Origin of the sequence: Pseudomonas sp. LS1212 (genome assembly GCF_024741815.1) — a bacterium.
Taxonomy (GTDB): domain Bacteria; phylum Pseudomonadota; class Gammaproteobacteria; order Pseudomonadales; family Pseudomonadaceae; genus Aquipseudomonas.
Map to the genome: position 1 here is coordinate 5488574 of NZ_CP102951.1, position 23848 is coordinate 5512421.

Annotated in this window: 21 protein-coding genes; 9 read left to right on the forward strand and 12 right to left on the reverse strand. The window is 61.1% G+C overall.

Annotated elements, in window-relative coordinates:
- Positions 1 to 30 precede the first annotated feature (30 nt).
- From NVV94_RS25720 to NVV94_RS25750, 7 genes are all read left to right on the forward strand, one after another.
- Positions 31 to 1272 (forward strand): SfnB family sulfur acquisition oxidoreductase, encoded by a 1242-nt coding sequence (locus NVV94_RS25720; RefSeq protein ID WP_258445078.1) that lies wholly within the window; start codon positions 31 to 33, stop codon positions 1270 to 1272.
- A 19-nt stretch (positions 1273 to 1291) separates the two neighbouring features.
- Complete coding sequence (locus NVV94_RS25725) at positions 1292 to 2497, forward strand: SfnB family sulfur acquisition oxidoreductase (RefSeq protein ID WP_258445079.1); 1206 nt, start codon at positions 1292 to 1294, stop codon at positions 2495 to 2497.
- Positions 2497 to 3855: an LLM class flavin-dependent oxidoreductase gene (locus NVV94_RS25730; RefSeq protein WP_258445080.1), complete on the forward strand. Its 1359-nt coding sequence runs from the start codon at positions 2497 to 2499 to the stop codon at positions 3853 to 3855. Before NVV94_RS25725 ends, NVV94_RS25730 begins: the two co-directional genes overlap by 1 nt.
- 138 nt (positions 3856 to 3993) lie before the next feature.
- On the forward strand, positions 3994 to 4803 hold the full coding sequence (locus tag NVV94_RS25735) for a MetQ/NlpA family ABC transporter substrate-binding protein (RefSeq protein WP_258445081.1): 810 nt from the start codon (positions 3994 to 3996) through the stop codon (positions 4801 to 4803).
- A 1-nt stretch (position 4804) separates the two neighbouring features.
- Positions 4805 to 5929 carry a methionine ABC transporter ATP-binding protein gene (locus NVV94_RS25740; protein ID WP_258445082.1) on the forward strand — a complete coding sequence of 375 codons (1125 nt, stop codon included), beginning with the start codon at positions 4805 to 4807 and terminating at the stop codon, positions 5927 to 5929.
- Positions 5919 to 6563: a methionine ABC transporter permease gene (locus NVV94_RS25745; protein ID WP_258445083.1), complete on the forward strand. Its 645-nt coding sequence runs from the start codon at positions 5919 to 5921 to the stop codon at positions 6561 to 6563. The genes NVV94_RS25740 and NVV94_RS25745 overlap by 11 nt, the downstream gene beginning before the upstream one ends.
- Positions 6564 to 6601: 38 nt before the next feature.
- Positions 6602 to 7228: a bifunctional 2-polyprenyl-6-hydroxyphenol methylase/3-demethylubiquinol 3-O-methyltransferase UbiG gene (locus NVV94_RS25750; RefSeq protein ID WP_258445084.1), complete on the forward strand. Its 627-nt coding sequence runs from the start codon at positions 6602 to 6604 to the stop codon at positions 7226 to 7228.
- Positions 7229 to 7365: 137 nt separating this feature from the next.
- Here the strand turns inward: NVV94_RS25750 and NVV94_RS25755 are convergent, their stop codons facing one another.
- From NVV94_RS25755 to NVV94_RS25780, 6 genes are all read right to left on the reverse strand, one after another.
- Positions 7366 to 10422, reverse strand: coding sequence for an efflux RND transporter permease subunit (locus NVV94_RS25755; RefSeq protein ID WP_258445085.1), 3057 nt, complete (start codon positions 10420 to 10422; stop codon positions 7366 to 7368).
- Entirely contained in the window at positions 10422 to 11489 is a 1068-nt protein-coding gene (locus NVV94_RS25760; RefSeq protein WP_258445086.1) for an efflux RND transporter periplasmic adaptor subunit, read from the reverse strand. Before NVV94_RS25760 ends, NVV94_RS25755 begins: the two co-directional genes overlap by 1 nt.
- Complete coding sequence (locus NVV94_RS25765; RefSeq protein WP_258445087.1) at positions 11486 to 12580, reverse strand: efflux RND transporter periplasmic adaptor subunit; 1095 nt, start codon at positions 12578 to 12580, stop codon at positions 11486 to 11488. Before NVV94_RS25765 ends, NVV94_RS25760 begins: the two co-directional genes overlap by 4 nt.
- Before the next feature lie 192 nt (positions 12581 to 12772).
- Positions 12773 to 13558 (reverse strand): MetQ/NlpA family ABC transporter substrate-binding protein, encoded by a 786-nt coding sequence (locus tag NVV94_RS25770; RefSeq protein WP_258445088.1) that lies wholly within the window; start codon positions 13556 to 13558, stop codon positions 12773 to 12775.
- A gap of 189 nt (positions 13559 to 13747) precedes the next feature.
- A complete protein-coding gene (locus NVV94_RS25775; protein WP_258445089.1) occupies positions 13748 to 14698 on the reverse strand; it encodes a sigma 54-interacting transcriptional regulator in 951 nt (316 codons plus the stop codon).
- Positions 14699 to 14767: 69 nt separating this feature from the next.
- Complete coding sequence (locus tag NVV94_RS25780; RefSeq protein WP_258445090.1) at positions 14768 to 15349, reverse strand: alpha/beta hydrolase; 582 nt, start codon at positions 15347 to 15349, stop codon at positions 14768 to 14770.
- A 495-nt stretch (positions 15350 to 15844) separates the two neighbouring features.
- On the opposite strand from NVV94_RS25780, the gene NVV94_RS25785 reads away from it, so the two are divergent.
- A complete protein-coding gene (locus tag NVV94_RS25785; protein ID WP_258445091.1) occupies positions 15845 to 16849 on the forward strand; it encodes an AraC family transcriptional regulator in 1005 nt (334 codons plus the stop codon).
- 21 nt (positions 16850 to 16870) lie between these two features.
- Positions 16871 to 17377, forward strand: coding sequence for a DUF962 domain-containing protein (locus NVV94_RS25790; RefSeq protein WP_258445092.1), 507 nt, complete (start codon positions 16871 to 16873; stop codon positions 17375 to 17377).
- A gap of 158 nt (positions 17378 to 17535) precedes the next feature.
- On the opposite strand, the gene NVV94_RS25795 is transcribed toward NVV94_RS25790, so the two are convergent.
- From NVV94_RS25795 to dibA, 6 genes are all read right to left on the reverse strand, one after another.
- Positions 17536 to 18525, reverse strand: coding sequence for a sulfate/molybdate ABC transporter ATP-binding protein (locus NVV94_RS25795; RefSeq protein ID WP_258445093.1), 990 nt, complete (start codon positions 18523 to 18525; stop codon positions 17536 to 17538).
- Between the two features lie 3 nt (positions 18526 to 18528).
- Positions 18529 to 19401 (reverse strand): sulfate ABC transporter permease subunit CysW, encoded by an 873-nt coding sequence (gene cysW / locus NVV94_RS25800; RefSeq protein ID WP_258445094.1) that lies wholly within the window; start codon positions 19399 to 19401, stop codon positions 18529 to 18531.
- A 13-nt stretch (positions 19402 to 19414) separates the two neighbouring features.
- The gene (gene cysT / locus NVV94_RS25805; protein WP_258445095.1) at positions 19415 to 20233 is read right to left on the reverse strand and encodes a sulfate ABC transporter permease subunit CysT; all 819 of its coding nucleotides are present in this window, start codon (positions 20231 to 20233) and stop codon (positions 19415 to 19417) included.
- A 64-nt stretch (positions 20234 to 20297) separates the two neighbouring features.
- A complete protein-coding gene (locus NVV94_RS25810; RefSeq protein ID WP_258445096.1) occupies positions 20298 to 21305 on the reverse strand; it encodes a sulfate ABC transporter substrate-binding protein in 1008 nt (335 codons plus the stop codon).
- Positions 21306 to 21427: 122 nt separating this feature from the next.
- Positions 21428 to 21610 (reverse strand): sulfur starvation response protein OscA, encoded by a 183-nt coding sequence (oscA, locus tag NVV94_RS25815; RefSeq protein ID WP_258445097.1) that lies wholly within the window; start codon positions 21608 to 21610, stop codon positions 21428 to 21430.
- Between the two features lie 206 nt (positions 21611 to 21816).
- Positions 21817 to 23709 carry a phosphodiesterase DibA gene (gene dibA / locus NVV94_RS25820; protein ID WP_258445098.1) on the reverse strand — a complete coding sequence of 631 codons (1893 nt, stop codon included), beginning with the start codon at positions 23707 to 23709 and terminating at the stop codon, positions 21817 to 21819.
- Positions 23710 to 23848 lie beyond the last annotated feature (139 nt).

The following is a 23848-nucleotide window of genomic DNA, read 5'->3' on the forward strand; positions in this document are numbered from 1 at the left end:
GGCATTGAGTGCAGCCAAGGTGCGGTACTGATGTCCAGTCTGGCAAATTCCCACATCCAGAGTGATCTGGACCACGCCCCATTACTCTTGCCTGCCAAGGTCTTGCGCAGTGATGCCCAGGCCCTGCAGGCAGCCCATGAATTGGCTGATGCCGCCCGCCTGCAGGCAGCCCGTCGCGATCAGCAGCGCAAGTTGCCCTGGGCCGAAATCGAGCATTTCACTCGCAGCGGGCTGGGCAGCATTTCCATCCCGAAGCAATACGGCGGCCCACAGGTTTCATTCGTGACCGTGGCCGATGTGTTCCGGATTATCTCGGCAGCCGATCCCGCGCTGGGGCAAATTCCGCAGAACCAGTTCGGCATCCTCCAGCTGCTCCAGGGCGCTGCCAGCGAGCGGCAAAAGGAACAGCTCTTTGCATCGGTGCTCAACGGCTGGCGCATTGGCAATGCCGGGCCCGAGCGCGGCAGCAAGAACACGCTGGAACTGAAGGCTCGCATCACTCGCAGCAGCGATGGCTTCGTCATCAACGGGCAAAAGTTCTACTCCACTGGCGCGCTGTTCGCCCATTGGGTGGCGGTCAAGGCCATCAACGACGAAGGCCGGCAGGTCATGGCCTTTGTGCGCCGGGGTACCCCGGGGCTGCGCATCGTTGATGACTGGTCGGGCTTTGGCCAGCGCACCACGGCCAGCGGTACCGTGCTGCTGGACAACGTGCACGTCGACGCCGACCTTGTGGTGGATAACTGGCGCCTGGCCGAAACGCCGAACATCCAGGGCGCCGTCTCGCAATTGATCCAGGCTGCCATCGACGCCGGCATTGCCGAAGCGGCCATCGACGACAGCATCCGCTTCGTTCGCGAACGCTCGCGGCCATGGGTCGACGCCCAGGTCGAGCGTGCCAGCGACGACCCCTATGTGATTGCCGACATCGGCCGTCTCAAGCTGGACCTGCATGCCGCCCAGGCATTACTGCGCAAGGCTGGACAGGTGCTGGACCAGGTCAGCACGGCGCCGATCGATGACCAGGCTGCAGCCCGCGCCTCCATCGCCGTCGCCGAAGCCAAGATACTCACCACCGAGATCTCGTTGCAGGCCAGCGAGAAGCTCTTCGAGTTGGCCGGCAGCCGCGCCAGCCTGGCCGAATTCAACCTGGACCGGCATTGGCGCAACGCGCGCGTCCACACCCTGCATGACCCGGTGCGCTGGAAGTACCACGCCGTGGGTGCTTACCACTTGAACGGTACGTTGCCTGCCCGGCATTCCTGGATTTGACCAGACCTCTGGAGCCCCTATGAGCTTTTTGCCGCAACCGCACGAACCCGTGACGGTCATCCAAAGTGATGCCCACGCCTTGAGCGTCGCCAGCGAACTGGCCGCTCTCTTGCGCCAGGACAGCGTCCTGCGCGACCGTGAACGGCGCTTGCCCCATGCCGAACTGGAGCTGTTTTCGCGCTCTGGCCTGTGGGGTATCAGCGTACCGAAAACCTTCGGTGGCGCCGGTGTCTCGAACGTTACCCTGGCCAAGGTCATCAGCCGGATTGCCCAGGCCGATGCATCGCTCGGGCAAATTCCACAGAACCATTTCTATGCCCTGGAAGTGCTGCGGGTCAACGGCAGCCACGAGCAGCAACAACGCCTGTACACGGAAGTGCTGGCCGGTCGGCGCTTCGGTAATGCACTGGCAGAACTGGGCACCAAAACCGCCCACGATCGCACCACTTCGCTGACCCGCGATGGCGCAGGCTTTCGCATCAACGGCCGCAAGTTCTACGCGACCGGCGCACTCTATGCCCAACGTATTCCGACCTCGGTGAAAGATGAGCAGGGCGTGCAACACCTGGCCTTCGTCGCCGCAGACAGCCAGGGCCTCAATGTCATCGACGACTGGAGCGGCTTTGGCCAGCGCACCACCGGTAGTGGTTCGGTGGTATTGGACAACGTACCTGTGGCCGCCGACGACGTCGTGCCGTTTCAGACAGCCTTCGAGCGCCCGACGCCGGTCGGTCCGCTTGCGCAGATACTGCATGCCGCCATCGACACAGGCATTGCCCGCGCCGCCTACGAAGATACCTTGCAGTTCGTCCATAGCCGCACCCGGCCCTGGATCGATTCAGGTATCGATAAAGCCATCGACGATCCGCTCACGCTCAAAAGCATCGGCCACTTGGCGATCCGCTTGCACGCTGCCGAGGCCCTGCTTGAACGCGCAGGGGAATACCTCGATCAAGCCCAGGCACAACCCACTGCCGAAACCGTGGCGGCCGCCTCTATCGCCGTCGCCGAAGCGCGCGCGATCAGCACCGAGATCTCCCTGGCTGCAGGCAGCACGCTGTTCGAACTGGCCGGCAGCCAGGCCACATTGGCCGAGCATGGGCTCGACCGTCATTGGCGCAATGCGCGTACCCATACCCTGCACGACCCCGTGCGCTGGAAGTACCACGCCATCGGCAACTACTACCTCAATGGCGAGCGTCCACCGCGGCGGGGGACGATCTGATGGCAAAGAAAAAGATCCTGCTCAATGCCTTCAACATGAACTGCATCGGGCACATCAACCATGGCTTGTGGACCCATCCACGGGACACTTCGACCCAGTACAAGACGCTTGAGTATTGGACCGAACTGGCCCGGCTGCTGGAACGTGGCCTGTTCGACGGGCTGTTCATCGCCGATATCGTCGGGGTGTATGACGTCTATCAGAATTCGGTAGAGGTACCGCTCAAGGAGTCGATCCAGTTACCGGTCAACGACCCGCTGTTGCTGGTCTCGGCAATGGCCACGGTAACCCGGCATCTGGGTTTCGGCCTGACCGCCAACCTCACCTACGAACCGCCTTATCTGTTCGCCCGGCGCATGTCGACCCTCGACCACCTGAGCCGCGGCCGCGTCGGCTGGAACATCGTTACCGGTTACCTGGACAGTGCCGCAAAAGCCATGGGCCTGCATGAACAGCCCGAGCACGACCGCCGCTACGACCAGGCCGACGAGTACCTGCAAGTACTCTACAAGCTCTGGGAAGGCAGCTGGGAAGACGACGCCGTAGTCAACGACCCGCACCAGCGGATCTATGCCCGGCCAGACAAGGTGCACAAGGTGAGGCACCAGGGCGAGTTCTATCAGGTCGAGGGCTATCACCTCTGCGAGCCTTCGCCTCAGCGCACGCCCGTGCTGTTCCAGGCGGGTAGTTCCGAACGCGGCCTGGCGTTTGCCGGGCAGCACGCCGAATGCGTATTCATCAGCGGCCAGAACAAGGCCTCGACCCGCGCCCAGGTGGACAAGGTCCGCACCAGCGCCGTAGCCGTCGGCCGCGCCCCGGACGCCATCAAGGTGTTCATGGGCGTGAGCGTGATCGTCGCCCCGACTCGGCAGCTGGCCCACAAAAAGCATGAAGAGTACCTGCGCTACGCCAGCGCCGAGGCCGGGGTCGCCCACTTCTCCAGCTCCACCGGCATCGACTTTGCCGAATACGAGCTGGACGAGCCGATCCAGTATGTGAAGAGCAATGCCATCCAGTCGGCGACCAAGAGCTTGCAGAACAACGACTGGACCCGGCGCAAGCTGCTCGACCAGCACGCCCTGGGCGGGCGCTACATCACCCTGATCGGCTCGCCCGAAGAGGTCGCCGACGAACTGGAATCCTGGATCGCCGAAACCGGTCTGGACGGCTTCAACCTGACCCGGACCGTCACGCCGGAGAGCTATGTCGACTTTATCGACCTGGTGATTCCTGAGTTGCAGCGGCGCGGTTCGTACAAGACGGCTTATGAGACTGGCAGCTTGCGCGAGAAGCTGTTTCGCGGTGGGCAGGCACATTTACCTGCCGACCACGCAGGTGCGCGTTATCGAGATTTTTGAAGGTCCTACGGACCTTGGCGCAGCCTGGCGGCAGCGGCTACAGGGCTCCGCGCGATCTCTGTAGCCGCTGCCGCAGGCTGCGCTCGGCCGCTTCGCGGCCGCAACGGACACCCCCATTACCGACTGGAGTACACCAATATGTTCAAACAAATCCTATCCCGACCAGTCCAGGTACTGGCCCTCGCCCTCGGCCTGTTCACCACAGGCGCCCACGCCACCGACGCGCCCCTGAAAATCGGCACCACCGCCGCCTTCGCCATCCCGCTGGAGGCCGCCGTCGCTGAAGCCGGCAAGCAAGGCCTGAAAGTCGAACTGATCGAATTCAGCGACTGGATCGCCCCCAACGTAAGCCTCGCCAGCGGCGATATCGACGTGAACTACTTCCAGCACATCCCCTTCCTGGAAAACGCCAAGGCCGCAGCCGGTTTCGACCTGGTGCCCTACGCACCGGGGATCATCAACAACGTCGGTCTCTACTCCAAGCAATACAAAAGCTTCGACGCGCTGCCCATCGGTGCCAGCGTGGCCATTGCCAACGACCCGATCAACAGCGGGCGCGGCCTGCAATTGCTGGCCAAGGCTGGACTGATCACGCTCAAGCCCGGCGTTGGCTACAAGGCCACCGAAGAAGACATCATCACCAACCCGAAAAAACTCAAGATCCTGCAAGTCGAAGCGGTGCAGCTGGTGCGCGCCTACGATGATGCCGATCTGGTTCAGGGCTACCCGTCCTATATCCGCCTGGCCAAGACCTTCGATGCCGGTTCCGCCCTGCTGTTCGATGGCCTCGATCACAAGGAATATGTGATTCAGTTCGTGATCAAGCCCGAGAACAAAAACGACCCACGCCTGGCCAAGTTCGTCGACATTTATCAGCACTCGCAGAAAGTACGTGCAGCTCTGGAACAGGCCCACGGCAAGCTTTACCAACCTGGCTGGGAGAGCTGAGATGAGTGCCGCCCAAGCCTTGCAAAAACAGGATGATCCCGCACACCCGGCAGTGCACCTGACGGAGCTGCACCCCGAGCGGAACAACGCCCATGTGCGCTTCATCGGCGTGGGCAAAACCTATGACGGCCAGCAAGGCCCAGTGGCGGCCCTTGAAGGCATCGACCTGGCGATCCAGCGTGCCGAGATCTTCGGCATCATCGGCCGCAGCGGTGCGGGCAAGTCGTCGTTGATCCGCACCATCAACCGGCTCGAGCAACCCAGCACGGGACGGGTATTGATCGACCAGGTGGACATCGGCACCTTCAATGAAGACAACCTGGTAACGCTGCGTCGGCGCATCGGCATGATCTTCCAACACTTCAATCTGATGTCGGCCAAGACCGTCTGGCAAAACGTCGAGCTGCCACTGAAGGTCGCCGGCGTGGCCAAGGCGCAGCGCCTGCGCAAGGTCACCGAGTTGCTGGCACTGGTCGGGCTGCAGGACAAGCACAACGCCTACCCGGCGCAGCTCTCCGGTGGCCAGAAGCAGCGCGTGGGGATCGCCCGCGCCCTGGTTCATGACCCGGAAATACTGCTGTGCGATGAAGCGACCTCGGCGCTGGACCCGGAAACCACCGAATCGATTCTCGGCCTGCTACAGGACATCAATAAGCGCCTGGGTCTGACCATCATCCTGATTACCCACGAGATGGCGGTAATTCGCGATATCTGTGTCCGGGTGGTGGTGCTCGAACGCGGCCGGATCGTCGAGCAGGGGCCGGTCTGGCAAGTGTTCGGCAACCCTCGGCACGAGGTCAGCAAGACCTTGCTCGCCCCCCTGCAACATGGCCTGCCGGAAGAACTGCAAGCACGCCTGCACGCCCATCCAGTCAGCCCGAATGCCGCCCTGGTACTCAGCCTGCGCGTGACTGGCAGCGACGGTCAGGCGCCCGATCTGTCAGCCCTGTTCAGTGCCCTGGCTGGCCAGGTGAGCCTGCTGCAAGCCGGCGTCGAGCGCATTCAAGGGCGGGCGCTGGGGCAGCTGGTGGTGTCGGTAGCCAACTCGCCCCATGACCGCGTCACGTTGATTAACCGCGCCGGGCAATGGGCGCAACAGGTGGAGGTACTCGGCTATGTGGTTTGATCGTTTACTGCAGGGCGTGATCGACACCTTCCTGATGGTCGGCGTGTCGTCGCTGATCGCGCTGGTCCTGGGCATTCCGTTGGCGGTGATCCTGGTCACCAGCAGCAAAGGCGGGATCTTCGAGGCCCCTACGCTGAATCGGGTGCTGGGGGCTTTCGTCAATCTGTTCCGCTCGATTCCCTTCCTGATCCTGATGGTGGCGCTGATCCCCTTCACCCGCCTGATCGTCGGCACCACCTACGGCGTCTGGGCTGCCGTGGTACCGCTGACCATCGCCGCGACGCCATTCTTCGCCCGGATTGCCGAGGTCAGCCTGCGCGAAGTCGACCATGGTTTGATCGAAGCGGCGCAAGCCATGGGCTGCCGTCGCTGGCACATCGTCTGGCACGTGCTGCTGCCTGAAGCGTTGCCCGGCATCGTCGGCGGCTTCACCATCACCCTGGTCACCATGATCAACTCCTCGGCGATGGCCGGCGCCATCGGTGCCGGTGGGCTCGGTGACATCGCCTATCGCTACGGCTACCAGCGCTTCGACAGCCAGATCATGCTGACGGTGATTGTGTTGTTGGTGGTGTTGGTGGCGTTTATTCAATTTGGCGGGGATCGACTGGCCAGGGTGTTGAACAAGCGTTGAGGTATAGTCGTGGGTCTCACCTCCTTGGCAGACCCGCGATGACCCTCGAACCTGACGAACTCAAGCAGATCAGCGCGACTACCCTCGCTCACTACAACCAAAGCGCCGAAGACTTTCGTGCCGGCACCCGCGACCATGACGTCAGCCAGAACATCGATGCGCTGCTGCGGCATATCCAGGGCCAGGGGCCGTTTCAGATTCTCGACTTCGGCTGCGGGCCGGGGCGCGACCTGAAAACCTTCACCCGCCTGGGCCACGTCGCCATCGGCCTGGATGGCGCCCAGCGCTTCGCCGAAATGGCCCACGCCGACAGTGGCTGCGAGGTCTGGCAGCAGGACTTTCTCAAGCTCGATTTACCCGATAGCCGCTTTGACGGGATCTTCGCCAATGCGGCGCTGTTCCATGTTCCCGTTCAGGAACTGCCACGAGTACTGCGCCAGCTGCATGCCACGCTCAAGCCGGGTGGCGTGCTGTTCAGCTCCAACCCGCGCGGGGAAAACCAGGAAGGCTGGAATGGCAACCGCTATGGGGCGTATCACGACCTTGAGCACTGGCAGCAGTTGCTGACGGCGGCGGGGTTTGTGGAGCTGGAGCATTACTACCGGCCTGCCGGGCTGCCGCGTGAGCAGCAGCCGTGGTTGGCGAGCGTCTGGCGCAAGACCTGAATCACACCACCCTGTAGCCGCTGCCGCAGGCTGCGCTCGCGCGCGTTAGCGGGCGCAGGATTTCAAGATCGCCGGGGAGCCCCTGCGGTGTCGTGCGCGACCCCGGTCCAGCGCAGCCTGGCGGCAGCGGCTACAGGTTAGTGCGCAGCTTTATTGACCGGCTCCTTGATCTTGTACCAGGCCACATAAAGCGCCGGCAAAAACAGCAACGTCAGCAGGGTCGCGACAATGATCCCGCCGATCATCGCATACGCCATCGGCCCCCAGAACACTTCGCGAGCAATAGGAATCATGCCCAGGCTGGCGGCGGCAGCGGTCAGCAGAATCGGCCGACGCCGGTGCTCCGTGGCCTGCATCACCGCATCCCAGGGTGCCAGGCCATCGCGCTCATACGCTTCGATCTGGGTCACCAGAATCACCGAGTTGCGGATGATGATGCCGATCAGCGCCAGGATCCCCAGGATCGCTACAAAGCCCATCGGCGTGCCCGTAGGAATCAGCGCCAGCACCACACCGATCAGCCCCAGCGGCGCGACACTGGCCACCAGGAACAGCTTCTGCACACTGTGCAACTGGATCATCAGAAAGGTCGCCATCAAAAACAGCATCAACGGCACCACCTTGGCGATCGGCCCCTGGGCCTTGCCGCTCGATTCCACGGTACCGCCGGTGGCGACGCTATAGCCAGGTGGCAGGGATGCGGCGAACTGGTCGATCTCCGGCTTCAGCAACTTGACCAGGTCGGTGGGCTGGATTTCGTCGCGTACCCCTGCCTTGATGGTGATGGTCGGTTTGCGGTCACGTCGCCATACCAGCGGCTGTTCCAGCTCATAACGTACGGTGGCAAAGGAGAGCAGCGGAATCGACGTGCCACTGGGCGTAACGATCTGCAAGTTCTGCAAGGTCTCCGGTGACCCCCGCTCGCTATCGACAGCCCGCCCGACCACATTGATCAGGTAGATACTGTCGCGCACCTGCGTGACGGTGGAGCCCGTGACAATGCTGTTCATCAAGTCGGCCACGTCTTCGGATGACAGGCCCAACTGCCGCGCCTTGTCCTGGGCGATATCGATGCGCAGGACTTTGCCGGGCTCGTTCCAGTCGTAGATCATCTCGCCGATATGCTCATTCTTGTCGAGCAAGGTCGCCAGGTCGATCGCATGCTTGCGCACCTGGTCGATGTCCTTGCCGCTGACCCGGTACTGGATCGGCCGACCGACGGGCGGCCCCATTTCCAGCGCCTGGACAAAGCTGCCGATACCGACGAAGTCATCGCGCAGTCGCTTGCGCAGGCGCTCGCTCAAGACCTCGCGCGCCTCGAAATCCTTGCTGACGATCACCAGTTGCGCGTAGTAGGGATTCTGCAGCTGCACGTCCAGCGGCAGATAGAAACGGATCGCGCCCTGGCCGATGTAGGTACTCCAGCGGACGATGTCCGGGTCGCCCTTGAGCGTTGCCTCCAGGCGGTCGACGGCCTTGCGCGTTTCGTCGAGCGAGGCGTTCTGTGGCAGGTTCAGGTCCACCAGGATTTCCGGGCGATCGGACGCCGGGAAGAACTGGTTTTGCACCAATCGCATGGAAAATACTGCCAACACGAACAACAGCACAGTGATGACGATCGTGGTCCAGCGAAAACGCATGCACCACAGCAGCCCATGGTTGAAAGCCTTGCCGATGCGGCCCGGCTCCTCGGCGTGCGGTTTGACGTCCGTGCTGAGGATATGCACGCCGAGCACCGGCGCGAACAGCACCGCCACGACCCAGGACACCAGCATGGCCACGGCAATCACTGCGAACAAGGTGAAGGTGTATTCCCCGGCAGAACTGGCGTTAAGGCCGATCGGTACGAACCCGGCCACCGTCACCAGGGTACCGGTGAGCATCGGGAACGCCGTCGAGGTGTAGGCGAACGTCGCCGCCTGCTCCTTAGTCTCGCCCAGCTCCAGCCGAGTGACCATCATCTCCACGGTGATCATGGCATCGTCCACCAACAGCCCCAGGGCAATGATCAGGGCGCCAAGGGAGATCCGTTGCATGGTGATGCCGCTGTACTCCATGAACACGAAGACCATCGCCAGCACCAACGGAATCGAGAAGGCCACCACCAGCCCGGCGCGCACGCCGAGGCTGATGAAGCTCACCAGCAGCACGATCACCACGGCTTCGAACAAGGCACTGGTGAAGCCGCCGACCGCCTCCTCGACCACAACGGCCTGGTCCGAAACGATATGCACGCCGACCCCCATGGGCAAATCGGCGATCAGGCTGTCCATTTTCGCGTGAAGATCCTTGCCGAACGCCTGGATATTGCCACCGGCCTTCATGGCGATGCCCAGGCCGATGGCCGACTGGCCATTGAAGCGGAACATGGGCGACTCCGGGTCGACATAGCCCCGGCTGATGTCGGCAATGTCGGCCAACCGGTAGAAACGATCATTGAAGCGCAGGTTGACTGCTTCCAGGTCCTTCTCCGAGGCAAACTGCCCGGAGGTACGTACCGAGATTCGCTCGGGGCCGGCTTCGATCACCCCTGCCGGGGTCACCGCATTCTGGGTTTGCAAGGCCTGCACCACTTGACGCTCGTCCAGACCTAGGCCTGCCAGTTTGCGTGTGGAGAAGTTCAGGTAGATCACTTCATTCTGCTGGCCGATCATCTCGACCTTGCCCAGGTTGGGCACCTCGCGAATCTCGGCGCGGACCTGCTCCACATAGTCGCGCAGCTGGCGCATGGACAAGCCATCGGCCGTGAACGCGTAGATCGAGCCATACACGTCACCGAACTCATCGTTGAAGCCCGGCCCCTGGATACCCGGCGGGAACTGACCGCGAATATCCTGGAGCTTCTTGCGCACCTGGTACCAGATTTGCGGGATGTCCTTGGCGTTGGTGGTGTCGAGCAAGTTCACATACACCGTCGACTCGCCGGGCCGGGTGTAGCTTTTCACATAGTCGAGCGAGTCCAACTCCTCGAGTTTTTTCTCGATGCGGTCGGTGATCTGGTCCAGGGTTTCTTCCTGGGTCGCCCCCGGCCAACTGGTCTGGATCACCATGGTCTTGATGGCGAAGGAAGGGTCTTCCTCGCGACCCAGATTGAAGTAGGAAAATACCCCCATCAACAATCCGACGAACATCAGGTACCAGACAAAGGATTGGTGCTTGAGCGCCCATTCGGACAGGTTGAAGCCTTCTTTCATCACTGGTCTTCCTTGTCCACTTTAACCTTCTGTCCCGGCTTGAGACTGTTCACGCCCGCGGTGACTACCCGCTCACCGGCCTTTACACCCGACGCCAGCACCACTGAATCCTCGCTGCGGCTGGCGATTTCGACCGCACGTTCCGAAACGGTCTGAGTCTGGGGGTCGATCACCCAGACGCGGGTCTGACCGTCGACCTCCAACAGAGCATTGAGCGGCAACTCGGTACGCGGCGCGATCGCCGAACTGAGGGTGACACTGATCGCAGTGCCCAGCCTGAATGCCGTTGGCGTGTTGGCCAAGGTCAGTCGGGCACGGCGTGTGCGCGTCGTGCTTTCGGCCTGCGGCTCGATTTCGCGCAAGGTCGCGGTGGTGTTGATGCTCGGGTCCAGTTGCGCTGCGACCTGAAACTCGATACCGACCGGCAATTGCTCGGCCAGCGTGGCAGGCAGGTCGATCACCGCTTCCTTGATGTCCGGGCGTGCCAGTGTCACCACGCCCTGACCGGCGCTGACCACTTCGCCCGCCTCGGCATGCCAGGCAGTGACGACGGCAGCATGATCGGTGTGCAGTTCGCAGTAAGCGAGTTGATCACGGGCCTGGTTGACAGCCGCCCTGGCCTGGTCCAGCGAAGCTTTCGTGGTACTCAGATCTGTCATGGCGATGTCCAGCTGCGCCTGAGCCCCAACGCCCCGGTCGAACAGCTGACGCTGACGCCGCGCATTGGCCTGGGCATTGATCAGCTGCGCCTGGACCTTGGCGAGGTCACCCTCAGCGGCACGTAACTGGTTCTGCTGATCGGTGGGGTCGAGGACTGCCAGTAACGCACTTTTCTCGACCTGGCTGCCGACGTCGACCAGGCGCTGGGCGATACGCCCGGATACACGAAAGCCCAGGGTGCTTTCGAAGCGCGCCTGGATGCTTCCGGCAAAGCGCCCGAACTGCTCCTGGCTCTGCTGCTGGACCGTCACGAACAGCACTGGCCGCACAGGCTCGGCAGGTGCTTCCTGTTCTGAACAGGCGGCGAGTACAAGGCCGCACAGCACAAGCATCGGTAAATGCTTCATGGCGCGACTCCATCCTTGCTCGCATTGGCGATTTCCACTTCCATGCCCGGGTGCAACAACTGTCCGCCAGCCACCACCACTGTTTCCCCATCCTTGAGGCCATCATTGAGAATGACTCTACCGGTCAGGTAACGCATGACCTTGACCGAGCGCAGGCTCACCTTGTTTTCGCCATCGACCACCCATACGGCGGGCTCGTGCAGCCCTTTGGTCAATGCCGACCAGGGCAACTCGATACTGGTTTCGCCCTTTTGGACATCCCCGGTCGCGCTGACGACGGAGCCAAGGTCCATCCCCGCCGGCAATGCCGTCAAGGCAACCTTGACCTGCACCGTACTGCTTTCGGCGGAGACCACCGGGGTCACTTCACGGATTTTGCCGAGCGCCTGGATTTTCGGGTTGTCGACCAGGCTGACCGTGATCGGTCGATCCTTGCTGGCGCCGACCAGAAGTGATTCATAGACGTTGAATACCGCATCGCGCTCACCGTCACGGGCCAGGCTGAAGATCGGCACCGTGGCCTGCACCACCTGGCCCACCTCGGCCTGCCGCGCCGTAATCACACCCGGCGCCTCGGCAAACAGTGCGGTGTAGCTGAGCTGCTCACGGGCATTGGCCAGCTGTGCCTGCGCCGCCTTCAGGGCACTCTGGCTGCTGCGTAGCGCCGCTTCGGCGGAATCGTATTCACTTTGGCTGGTGTAGCCCTTGGGCAGCAGCTTCTGCTGGCGGACGAACGCCGCGCTGGCCTGCTTGACCCGTGCCTGCTCGGCGGACACTTCGGCCACGGCTGAGTCGACACTGGTTTGCAGGTCCTTGGGGTCGAGACTGGCCAGCACTTGCCTGGCGGCCACCCGGTCACCGACATCGACTGTTCGGGAAATGATCTTGCCACCGACCCGGAATGAAAGATCGGTCTGTACCCGGGCCTGCACATCGCCCGTCAACGTCACGGCCGCCGCAAAATCCGCCGCCTTGACTTGCTGGACGCTGACCCGGGGGCGCTGTGGCTCAGTGGGGTTTTGCTCGCCACACCCGACGAGTACGGCCAGCACTCCCAGGCCGACGATGAACTTCGATCGTAGAACAGCCATGCAGGCTCCTTGCGTGTGCTGTGCAGCTCTGTGATTCTGCGCTTGTTAGCGTAGATCACGGTTCCTTGAGTGCCTACTCTACTACGTACACTTGCCGTTTATACTGGGGCGGCAAGGAACCCGCAGATGCAAAAACGCCGACGCTGGTGTTAGCCGTCGGCGTGGAAACTTTCAAGACCGGTTACAGGCGACTCAGAACGCCGGCAGAACCGCACCACTGTACTTCTTGGCAATGAATTCCTTCACTTCCGGGCTGGTCAGTGCCTTGGCAAGTTTCTGGATCGCCACGCTGTCCTTGTTGTCAGGACGGGCGACCAGGAAGTTCACGTAAGGCGAGTCGCTGCCTTCGATAACCAATGCATCCTTGGCCGGATTCAAGCCCGCTTCCAGCGCATAGTTGGTGTTGATCATGTCCAGGTCGACCTGGTCCAGCACGCGCGGCAGCATGGCCGACTCCAGTTCCTTGAACTTCAGGTTCTTCGGGTTGCTGGCGATGTCTTTTGGCGTGGCCAGGGCATTTTTCGGATCTTTCAGGGTGATCAGGCCGGCCTTCTGCAACAGCAGCAGGGCGCGACCACTGTTGCTGCCTTCGTTAGGGATGGCCACGGTGGCGCCATCCTTGAGCTCGCTCAGGCTCTTGACCTTCTTCGAGTAGCCGCCGAAAGGTTCGACGTGAACGCCGATCACCGTTTCGAGGTGGGTGCCTTTACCTTCGTTGAAACTCTTCAGGTACGGCAGGGTCTGGAAGTAGTTGGCGTCCAGACGCTTCTGATCGACCTGCACATTGGGCTGCACATAGTCGGTGAAGACCTTGATCTCCAGATCCACGCCTTCCTTGGCCAGGGCTGGCTTGATCAGCTCGAGGATTTCGGCATGGGGTACCGGAGTAGCGGCTACCAGCAACTTTTCTCCAGCCTGGGCGAAACCTGCCACCGACAGTGCGGCCGCCAACGCAGTGAACAACAGAGCCTTTTTCATGCAGAGTCCTTATTCGAATATCTCGGCCGCACAGTGACGGCTCAAAAATGGTGCCAGGCATGAGTGATCGCTGGCGTGGAGCGGACAATACCGAGATTTTTTATGCCAGAACAATATCTTTTACTTAGCTTCTTATTCCATTTCTTACAACCAAAGCAAAAGGCCATCTCGAGCGCCTGATGCGGGGCTCTAGCCCAAGCTCTGCGTCAGGCGCAGCAGGCTTTTTTCCAGCAGCGATTTCAATGCCGAAAGCTGCAACCGGTCGCCCTGGGCCAAGGCGTGCTCCAATTGCTGCTCAAGCCCAAGCACAGGCTCCAGCGCGACGGGCAAGTTCAGGTGCTCGGGCAGGATCTCCTCGCCGCTGCTGACCAGCAGGGCAAAATGAATGACGTTTTCCAGCTCACGGGTGTTGCCCGGCCAGTTGTGCTGCTCCAGTACCGTTTGCGCAGCCGCACTGATCAATGGCACGGCCAGGTTCAGGCGCTGGCTGTAGATACCGATGAAGTATTCGGCCAGGGGCAGAATATCCCCCACCCGCTCGCGCAGGGCCGGCAGGAGCAAACTTCCTTCGCTGAGGTAGCGATAAAGTCGGTCGTGGAATTTGCCAGCCGCAACGGCCTGGGCCAGGTCGATGCTCGACGCGGCGACCAGACGCACGTCCACCGGGCTCGGTTGTTGCGCGCCGACGCGGGTGACTTCATGGTTTTCCAGGGCAGCAAGCAACTTGAACTGGATGGGCAAGGGCAGATCGCCGATTTCATCCAGGTACAGGGTCCCGCCATTGGCCGAACCGAACCAGCCCGCCCGGCTGCCGGCCGAACCGCTGTAGGCCCCGGCGCTGTAGCCGAACAGCTCGGCATCGGCATAGGTGGGACTGATCGCTGCGCAGTTGACCGAGACGAACAGGCCGCCGCGATCACTGGCACGATGGATCTGCCTTGCCAGCAATTCCTTGCCGGTGCCGGTCTCCCCGCGAATGAGCACCGGCAGTGCACGCGGCGCCAGTTCTTCAAGCGCTTCGCGCAGCTGCCGCGAACGCGGGTCGACGAAGACCAGGGCTTTGGCACGGATGCTCAACGGGCTCTTGTCGGCCTCGGGAAACGTCAGCAATGGTTGACCGAAGATTTCATGAAAACTCATGGCGAACTCCCGCCCAGGCCGCTCGAGGGCCTGGGCGTTTTAAGCAGAATCATTGAAGCGCCGTGAAAATCAGGCGCGGCGTAAAGCGTGCTGTTCCAGCCGGTTTTGCAGGCGATACAGATATGCGAAACCTTGCTCCCAGCGCTGGTGCCCGGACTTGACGTTGATGTGCCCGGCGCCTGCGAGAATCCCCGCCTCCGCACCCCAGGCACGTGCCAGGTGCATCGCCCTGGGGGCACTGACAGCGGCATCGTTGTCGGAGCTGACCACCTGGCAGGGGAACGGCAACAGGTGCTGAGGGATCGGCGCGAAGTTGCGCAAGGCAGGCGCGCAGGCCGGGCGTTCGACATCCGCTGGCGCGACCAGCAACGCGCCGCGCACCCGACGCAACAGACTGACCGACGCCTGGCTGGCCCAATGCGCGACGGTGATGCACCCCAGGCTATGAGCGATCAGAATCACCGGCGAGCTGTCGACAGCAATGGCCTGTTCCAGCGCGGCAACCCAGTCCTGGCGCTTGGGCGTCAGCCAGTCGGCCTGTTCCACGCGCGCACTGTTGGGCAAACTGTTCTGCCAGTGGGTCTGCCAGTGATCGTCCGGCGAACCTTGCCAGCCCGGCACAATCAGGTAACGGATCGACTCGTTGCGCATGGGGTGCGCCTCCTGCATCGTTTGCGTTCTTGGGCAAAGTATAAAGACGAGCCATATATTCGTTAAGGAATAAGAAGCTATTTATTTATGCAATTAAGGAATATTGATGGTTTTTGCAAAAAAAAATGGCCGCCCCCTGCCAGAGGTTCGGCCCCGATAACCAGTTCAAAATTCAGAGCACAAAGGGCGCCGCGACGCCCTCTCGCTGAGTGAATTATTGGCTTCGTTTATTATTTCTTAAAGTAATTTTTTACTAACTTATTAGACCTAAATAGAATATACATTGCACAACGCTTGACCCGCCCGGTGAGTCGATTGGCGCGAGTAAAGATGTCGAACTCGTTGACGCTCATACCCCTTTCAACCATCAATTGAATGACACTCCTTGGCTCTGCAAGCTTCCATCCTCTGATTGTGAGGATCACACTGTGTGCTAGAACAAAAAGACAGGCCTTCGCCTTGAACGCCACCTGTTGACCGGAAACGCCTATCAGCATGCCTGAACCGACTTCCCTCGCCAGCTGGACCCGCGCCCTGCGCAAACAGCTCGATGCCCTGGGTCTGGACAGCACCGAGCTTTGCCGCCAGGCCGGGCTCGACCCACAGTGGATGGACGATCCCAATGCCCGTTATCCGCTGACGGCCACTACGCGCCTGTGGCAGTTGGCGGTCGAGGCCAGCGGCGATCCGGCTATCGGGCTGCGGGTGTCGCGCTTCGTCAGCCCCACCACTTTCCATGCCCTGGGCTATGCGCTGGTGGCCAGTGGCAGTCTGCGAGAGGTGTTCGAGCGAATCGTGCGTTATCACCAGGTGGACAGCGATGCCCTCACCCTGCAATTGAGCCGCGAACAAGGGCGCTACCTGTTTCGCCTGCAACTGCCACAAGCCAGCAGCCCTCCGGCACCCGAAGCCATCGACGCCTTCATGGCGATTTACGTGCGCACTTGCCGCAACCGCCTTGGCCGTGACTACGCGCCGCTGGCGGTGGCCCTGACCCGGCCGGAACCGGCAGACCCGTCGCCTTGGCACTCGGTGCTGCGCGCGCCAATCGAATTTGGCGCCCAGGAGAATCGCCTGGAGTTCGCTTGCGCCGACTTCGATTGCCACCTGGACGATGCCAACCCGGAACTGGCCCAACACAATGAAAGGGTACTCAACCGCACCCTCGAAATACTGCAACCGTTAACCTGGGAACGCCGGGTGCGCCAGGCCATCGAGGTACAACTGCCCGAAGGCGTACCCTCGGCCGACAAGATCGCGCAAGCCCTGCATCTGAGCCTGCGCAGCCTGCAGCGCCACCTGGCTGATGAAGGCTGCCGCTATGACAGCCTGCTCGACGAGTGTCGGCAAAACCTGGCGCTGCAACACCTGCGCGACGCCAACAGCTCTTTGAGCGAGATCAGTTCTTTGCTCGGGTTTGCCGATACCGGCAGTTTCAACCGGGCCTTCAAGCGCTGGACCGGCCTGTCGCCGGGGCAGTATCGCGATAGCCTGATCTGACTTTGATCAAGAGGAATAACAATGAAAAACCTCGTCCAGCACCTCAGCCGATACGCGGCCTACCACCGCGACCCGCGCAATATCGCCACCCACTTCATCGGTGTGCCGATGATCGTGGTCGCCGTCACGGTATTGCTGTCGCGTCCGGGCTGGTCTGTTGCCGGCGCATGGTTGTCGCCCGCGGCGCTGGCCGCGATGGCCTCGGCCTGGTTCTATCTGCGCTTGGACCAACGTTTCGGCGTGCTGATGGCAATGCTTCTGGGCCTGTGCCTGTGGGCGGGGCAGGTTCTTGCCCAACAGAGCACGCTGGTCTGGCTTGGCGCCGGGGTGAGCTTGTTCGTGATCGGTTGGGTGATTCAATTTGTGGGGCATTACTACGAGGGGCGCAAGCCGGCGTTTGTCGATGATGTCACGGGGTTGATCGTCGGGCCGTTGTTCGTGGTGGCGGAGTTGGGGTTTTTGATGGGGATGCGGTTGGAGTTGAAGCGGGAAATCGAGCGCAATACGGGGCCTGTGGCGTTGCGATGAAAGCACGACCGCTTCGGTCGGGCGCGACTCCGAGTCGATCGCTGGCAAGCCAGCTCCCACAGTGGACCTGTGTTGAATCACAATTTCGTGAACCACATCACCCCTTGTGGGAGCTGGCTTGCCAGCGATTGGCCGGGCGACGCCCGGCCCAACCGCCACTAAATGTTCGGCACCTGCTGCCAAACCTTCGGCTTGAAGAACAAGGTCTCGCCCCGCACCAGCCCGATCAGGCTGTCGTGATCTTTCACCACTTCCGCCTCGATCAGGTCGCTCTGCCCCTCCACCTTCAAGGTCACCCGCGTAGTGGCGCCCAACGGACGAATGTCGCGCACTTCGGCGGCATGGTGATCTTCCAGCTCATGGCGTGACAACGACACCTCGTGCGGGCGGAACAGCACATGCTGGTCATTGCCCATGTACAGACGGTTGGAGTCGCCCAGGAAGTGGTAGACGAAATCGCTGGCCGGGTTCTCGTACACCTCTCCCGGCGATCCGATCTGCTCGATCACGCCCTTGTTCATCACCACGATGCGGTCGGCGACTTCCATGGCTTCTTCCTGGTCGTGTGTCACGAACACCGAGGTCAGGTTGATGTCCTCGTGCAGCCGCGCGAGCCAGCGCCGCAACTCCTTGCGGACCTTGGCATCGAGTGCGCCGAAAGGTTCGTCGAGCAGCAACACCTTGGGTTCGACCGCCAGGGCACGGGCCAGGGCGATACGCTGGCGCTGACCACCGGACAGTTGCTCCGGGTAGCGGTCCGAGAGCCAGTCGAGCTGAACCATGTTCAACAGCTCGTGCACCTTCTCGGCGATTTTGCTCTCGCTCGGCCGCTCGTTCCTGGGCTTCATGCGCAGGCCGAAGGCGACGTTGTCGAACACGCTCATATGGCGGAACAAGGCGTAGTGCTGGAATACAAAGCCGACGTTGCGATCACGCACATCGTGGCCGGAAACGTCTTCGCCATGGAAAACGATGCTGCCCTGATCGGGTGTTTCCAGGCCGGCGATGATCCTCAGCAAAGTGGTCTTGCCGCAGCCTGAGGGGCCAAGCAACGCCACCAGCTCACCGCTCTGGATGTCCAGATTGATGCTGTTCAGCGCCTTGAAAGCATGGAAGTTCTTGCTGACATTACGGACTTCGATCGACATGACTTATTCCTCCGCAGCGCTGGCGCGCAGGCGGTTAATACGGGATTCGCTCCACTGCTTGAGCAGCAGGATGAAGAGCGCCAGAATCAGCAAAAGGCTCGCAACGGCGAACGCGGCAACGTGGTTGTATTCGTTGTAGAGAATCTCGACATGCAGCGGCAAGGTGTTGGTCACGCCGCGGATATGCCCCGAAACCACCGAGACCGCCCCGAACTCACCCATCGCCCGCGCGGTACACAGCACCACACCGTAGATCAGACCCCATTTGATGTTCGGCACGGTGACATGCCAGAACATCTGCCAGCCGTTGGCGCCCAGCAGGCGTGCGGCTTCCTCTTCCTGAGTCCCTTGCTCCTGCATCAACGGGATCAACTCACGAGCCACGAACGGCACGGTGACGAAGATGGTCGCCAGGACGATGCCCGGCAGGGCGAAGACGATCTGGATATCGTGGTCCTGCAACCACGGCCCGAACAAGCCCTGGGCACCGAACATCAGCACGTAGACCAGGCCGGCGATCACCGGCGACACCGAGAATGGCAAGTCGATCAGGGTCACCAGCATGCTCTTGCCACGGAACGAGTACTTGCTAACGCACCAGGCAGCACTGACGCCGAACACCAGGTTGAGCGGTACCGAAATCAGCACGGCGATCACCGTCAGTTTCAGTGCCGAAAGTGCATCGGGCTCGAAGATCGCGGTAAAGAACGCACCAAGGCCGAGCTTCAACCCCTGAGACACCACGATAAACAACGGCAGCAACAGGAACAGAGCAAAAATCAGCCAGCCTAATCCGATCAGAATCCGCCGCGAAGCGGCACTGCCACGGCGGGCAGCATTGGCCGAGGAAGCGGCGGCAAGCGTTGAATTGGACATATTCCGGGCCTCCTTATGGGGTTTCGATGCGCCGCTGCAACAAGTTGATCAGCAGCAACAGGACGAAGGAAACCACCAGCATCAACACGCCGATGGAGGTGGCGCCGGTGTAGTCATATTGGTCGAGCTTGACCATGATCAGCAGCGGCAGGATTTCGGTTTTCATCGGCATGTTGCCGGCGATGAAAATCACCGAACCGTACTCGCCGACGCCACGGGCAAAGGCCAGGGCAAAACCAGTCAGCCAGGCGGGCAGCAAGGCCGGCACGAGGATGTAGCGGAACACCTGCAAAGGCTTGGCCCCCAGGCAGGCAGCGGCTTCTTCGACTTCGCGAGGGATGTCGGCCAGTACCGGCTGCACCGTACGCACCACGAACGGCAGGGTGACGAAGGTCAGTGCCAGGGTGATCCCCAACGGGGTATAGGCGATCTTGAAGCCCAGGTCGGTGGCAAACTGGCCAACCAGCCCGGTGGGTGCGTACAGCGCCGTGAGGGCGATGCCGGCGACCGCGGTGGGCAGGGCGAACGGCAGATCGATCATTGCATCGATCACCTTGCGCCCGGGGAAGGTATAGCGCACCAGCACCCAGGCCAGCAGCGTGCCGATAACGCCATTGATGATGGCGGCATACAGCGCCGTGCCGAAACTCAGCTTCAGCGCTGCCAGCACGCGAGGTGCCGTGATGATGCCCCAGAACTGTTCCCAGGTGAGTTGAGCGGCATGCACGAACATCGCCGCCAGTGGTATGAGCACAATCAGGCTGAGGTACACCAAGGTGTAGCCCAGCGTCAGCCCGAAGCCGGGTATGACGGGGGAGATACGACGCGACATAAGAGTCCTTGGTCAACGCAACAAGCCCGGAACGAATCCCGGGCCTTGTGCTGGCTAATACAGGTTACTGCGCCTGGTAGATCTGGTCGAACACGCCACCGTCATTGAAGAATTTCGGTTGTGCAGTTTTCCAGCCGCCGAAGTCCTTGTCGATAGTGACCAGTTTCAACTCCGGGAACTGCTTGGCGTATTCCGCTGCCACTGCCTTGTCACGCGGACGGTAGAAGTTCTTTGCGGCGATGCGCTGGCCTTCAGTGCTGTACAGGTGCTTGAGGTAGGCCTCGGCAACTTCCTTGGTGCCCTTTTTCTCGGTGTTCTTGTCGACCACGGCCACTGGCGGTTCGGCCAGGATCGAGATCGAAGGCGCGATGATTTCGAATTGGTCGCCACCTTGCTCCTTGAGGGCCAGGAAGGCTTCGTTTTCCCAGGCCAGCAGCACGTCACCGATATTGTTGTTCACAAAGGTGATGGTCGAGCCTCGGGCACCGGTGTCCAGTACCGGTACGTGCTTGAACAGGCTCTGCACGTATTCCTTGGCCTTGGCTTCGTCACCGCCGTTGGCTTTCAGGCCATACGCCCAGGCGGCCAGGAAGTTCCAGCGCGCACCGCCGCTGGTTTTAGGGTTCGGCGTAATCACTTCGACGCCATTTTTGGTCAGGTCGCCCCAGTCCTTGATGCCTTTGGGGTTGCCCTTGCGCACCAGGAACACGATGGTCGAGGTGTAGGGTGTGCTGGCATCGGGCAGGCGGGTCTGCCAGTTTTCCGGAATGCTCTTGCCCAGCTTGCTGACTTCGTCGATGTCACCGGCCAGGGCCAGGGTCACCACGTCGGCGCGGAGCCCGTCGATAACGGCCCGTGCCTGCTTGCCCGAACCACCGTGCGATTGCTGGATTTTGATGTTGTCTTCAGGGTGCGTCTTCTTCCAGTAATTGGTGAACTCGGCGTTGAATTCCTGATACAGCTCTCGGGTCGGGTCATAGGACACGTTGAGCAGCTCGATGTCCTTGGCAACAGCGGAACCGGCAAATACAGCGCTGGCAAGAGCAGCCAGGGCATAACGGCGGATGGTCATGGTGAAGCTCCTGAAATTGGCGTTTTTCTAATAATGTTTTTGGCAGTTTCTATGGCGCTTCAGGTCCGCATTCGTGCCTGAACGCTATACGACGGGCTGGCTGAGTTCATCGGGTGCTCGATTCAGCCGGGTTTGTTGTTGGGTGCCTGCAAACGGAATTTTTCCTTGCGTTCGATCTGCACCACTTGAGCGTTGTGAACAGTGATCTCCACCGCGCCAAAACGCAGGTCGCGCAAGGCAGCCTGGATCTCGCGCAAAATGGTTGCTTCGTCCTGACCGTCAACGCTACGCAGAGATGCGCTCATGTTCGTGCTCCTGAAATGAGAGGTGCCTGCAGTTGCGTTGGCTGGCGACTGCTCCTGGCTTGAGAGCAATAGTAGATAGGCAGAGTTATTCTTAAAAATACTATTTGAGAATTTTAATATAACTAAAATGCAGGAGTTATCATCGCGCGATCTGCAGATGACATTGCGCCGACCTGCAGGGGCTCTGGCCCGGTGCTGAGGAGGTATTACCAGCTCAGCCGTTCCTCCGGCACGGGGCGACCGAACCAATAACCTTGCCCCATGTCACAGTGGTGTTCGAGCAGGAAACGGGATTGCTCGGCCTGCTCGATGCCTTCGGCATGAACCCGCATGCCCATGCTCTGGGCCAGGGCGATGATCACCCGCACGATGGCAGCATCGTCTTCATCACCGGGCAAACCGGCGACAAAGCCCTGATCGATCTTGAGCTTCTGCACCGGCAGGCGCTTGAGCCGCAATAATGATGAATAGCCCGTGCCGAAGTCATCGATAGCCAGGCGCAGGCCCAGTTCGCGCAGACGGTGCAGTTGCTCCAGCGCGACCTCGGGGTCGTCCATAACCGCGCTTTCGGTCACTTCAATCTCCAGGCAAGCCGGATCCAGGCCCGTCTCGCGCAGCATCCGGGCAACTTGCTGGAACAGGTCGCGGTGAGCGAACAAGCGGCTCGAGACATTCACCGCGACAAACTCCAGCGCTCGCCCTTGGGCTTGCCATTGAACCATTTGCCTGCAGGCCTGATGCATCACCCAGGTATCGATCTCGCTGATCAAGCCGGTACGCTCGGCAATCGCAATGAATTCTCCAGGCGGCACCAGGCCACGCTCCGGGTGCTGCCAACGCACCAGTGCCTCGACGCCGATCATGCGGTGGCTGAGCAGGTCATGCACGGGCTGGTAGTAGACGCAAAGTTCCTGCTGCTCCAGGGCCCGGCGCAATTCGCTGGAGGTTTCCACCCGTTGCTGGGCGTCGGCGGTCAATTCCTCGGTGTACAGCGCATAGCCGGCACGGCCACTGCTCTTGGCCTTGAACAGCGCCGAGTCGGCATTGCGCAAGAGTTGCTCGGCGTTCAAGGCGTCACTGGGGAACAGGCTGATGCCGATACTGGCGCCGATGAACAGCTGATGCCTGGCGAGCACGAAGGGCTCCTTGAGCCCCTCAATGATGGATAGCGCCAGCGCCGCGGCCTCTCCCGCCTGCTGGCAATGCTCGGCCAATATGGCAAATTCGTCGCCGCCCAGGCGAGCCAGGGTAATGCCGTTGCCAGATACCCCCTGCAATCGCTCGGCAACCGCCTTGAGCAGCAGGTCGCCAGTGGTGTGGCCGAGGCCGTCGTTGATGCTTTGAAAGTGATCGAGGTCGAGCAACAGCAAGGCGCAACCACGTTTGCCGGCCTGGGCCGCGACCAGGGCCTGTTCGGTTCGCGCGTTGAACAGCAACCGATTGGGGAGGTCAGTGAGCGGGTCATGGTGAGCCAGGTGGGCCAGTTCGCGCTCCGAATGCTTGATCGCGCTGACATCGCTGAACACCGCCACATAGTGACTGAGCTGGCCATGGTCATCATGGACAGTGCTGATGGTTTGCCATTGCGGATAGATTTCACCGTTTTTGCGCCGGTTCCAGATCTCGCCGCTCCATTGCCCCGTTGCCGCCAGGGTAGCGAACATGTGCTGGTAGAACCCGAGGCCATGGCGGCCGGACTTGAACTTGTTCGGCTGCTGCCCAAGGACTTCATCCTGCCGGTAACCGGTAATGTTCATGAAGGCCCGGTTCACATGCACGATCAGGCCCTGGCGGTCGGTCACCAGCACCCCTTCCAGGGTGCTTTCGAATACCGCAGCCGCCATGCGCAGGCGTTGCCGGTCTTCTCTGTGCAATTGCACGCCGGCACCGATCAGGCGATACAACCGGCTGCGGTTGAAAAACATGAGCCCGGCACTGCAGACGACCCATGCGTAGATGCTGCTCAGGCGCCAGCGTTCCAGCGATGGCGACCCATCGAAAAGGCTGTTCAATAATTCATCAGAAAGCAGCAGCCAAAGGACCGAAACCACGAGGTAGAGCGCGGCCGTGCGCAGAGCGACTCGAGCAGAAGTTGCCATAAGTTCCTGAATATCCACACATAAAAGTGGGGCATTATAGGGTAGAAACATTCAGCCACTCTTATCTAAAAGGGTGACTGGTTTTATTTATAGGCTCGGAGATAATGCCTGCTGCTGTTTTTATTCATCCGAGGGCCAT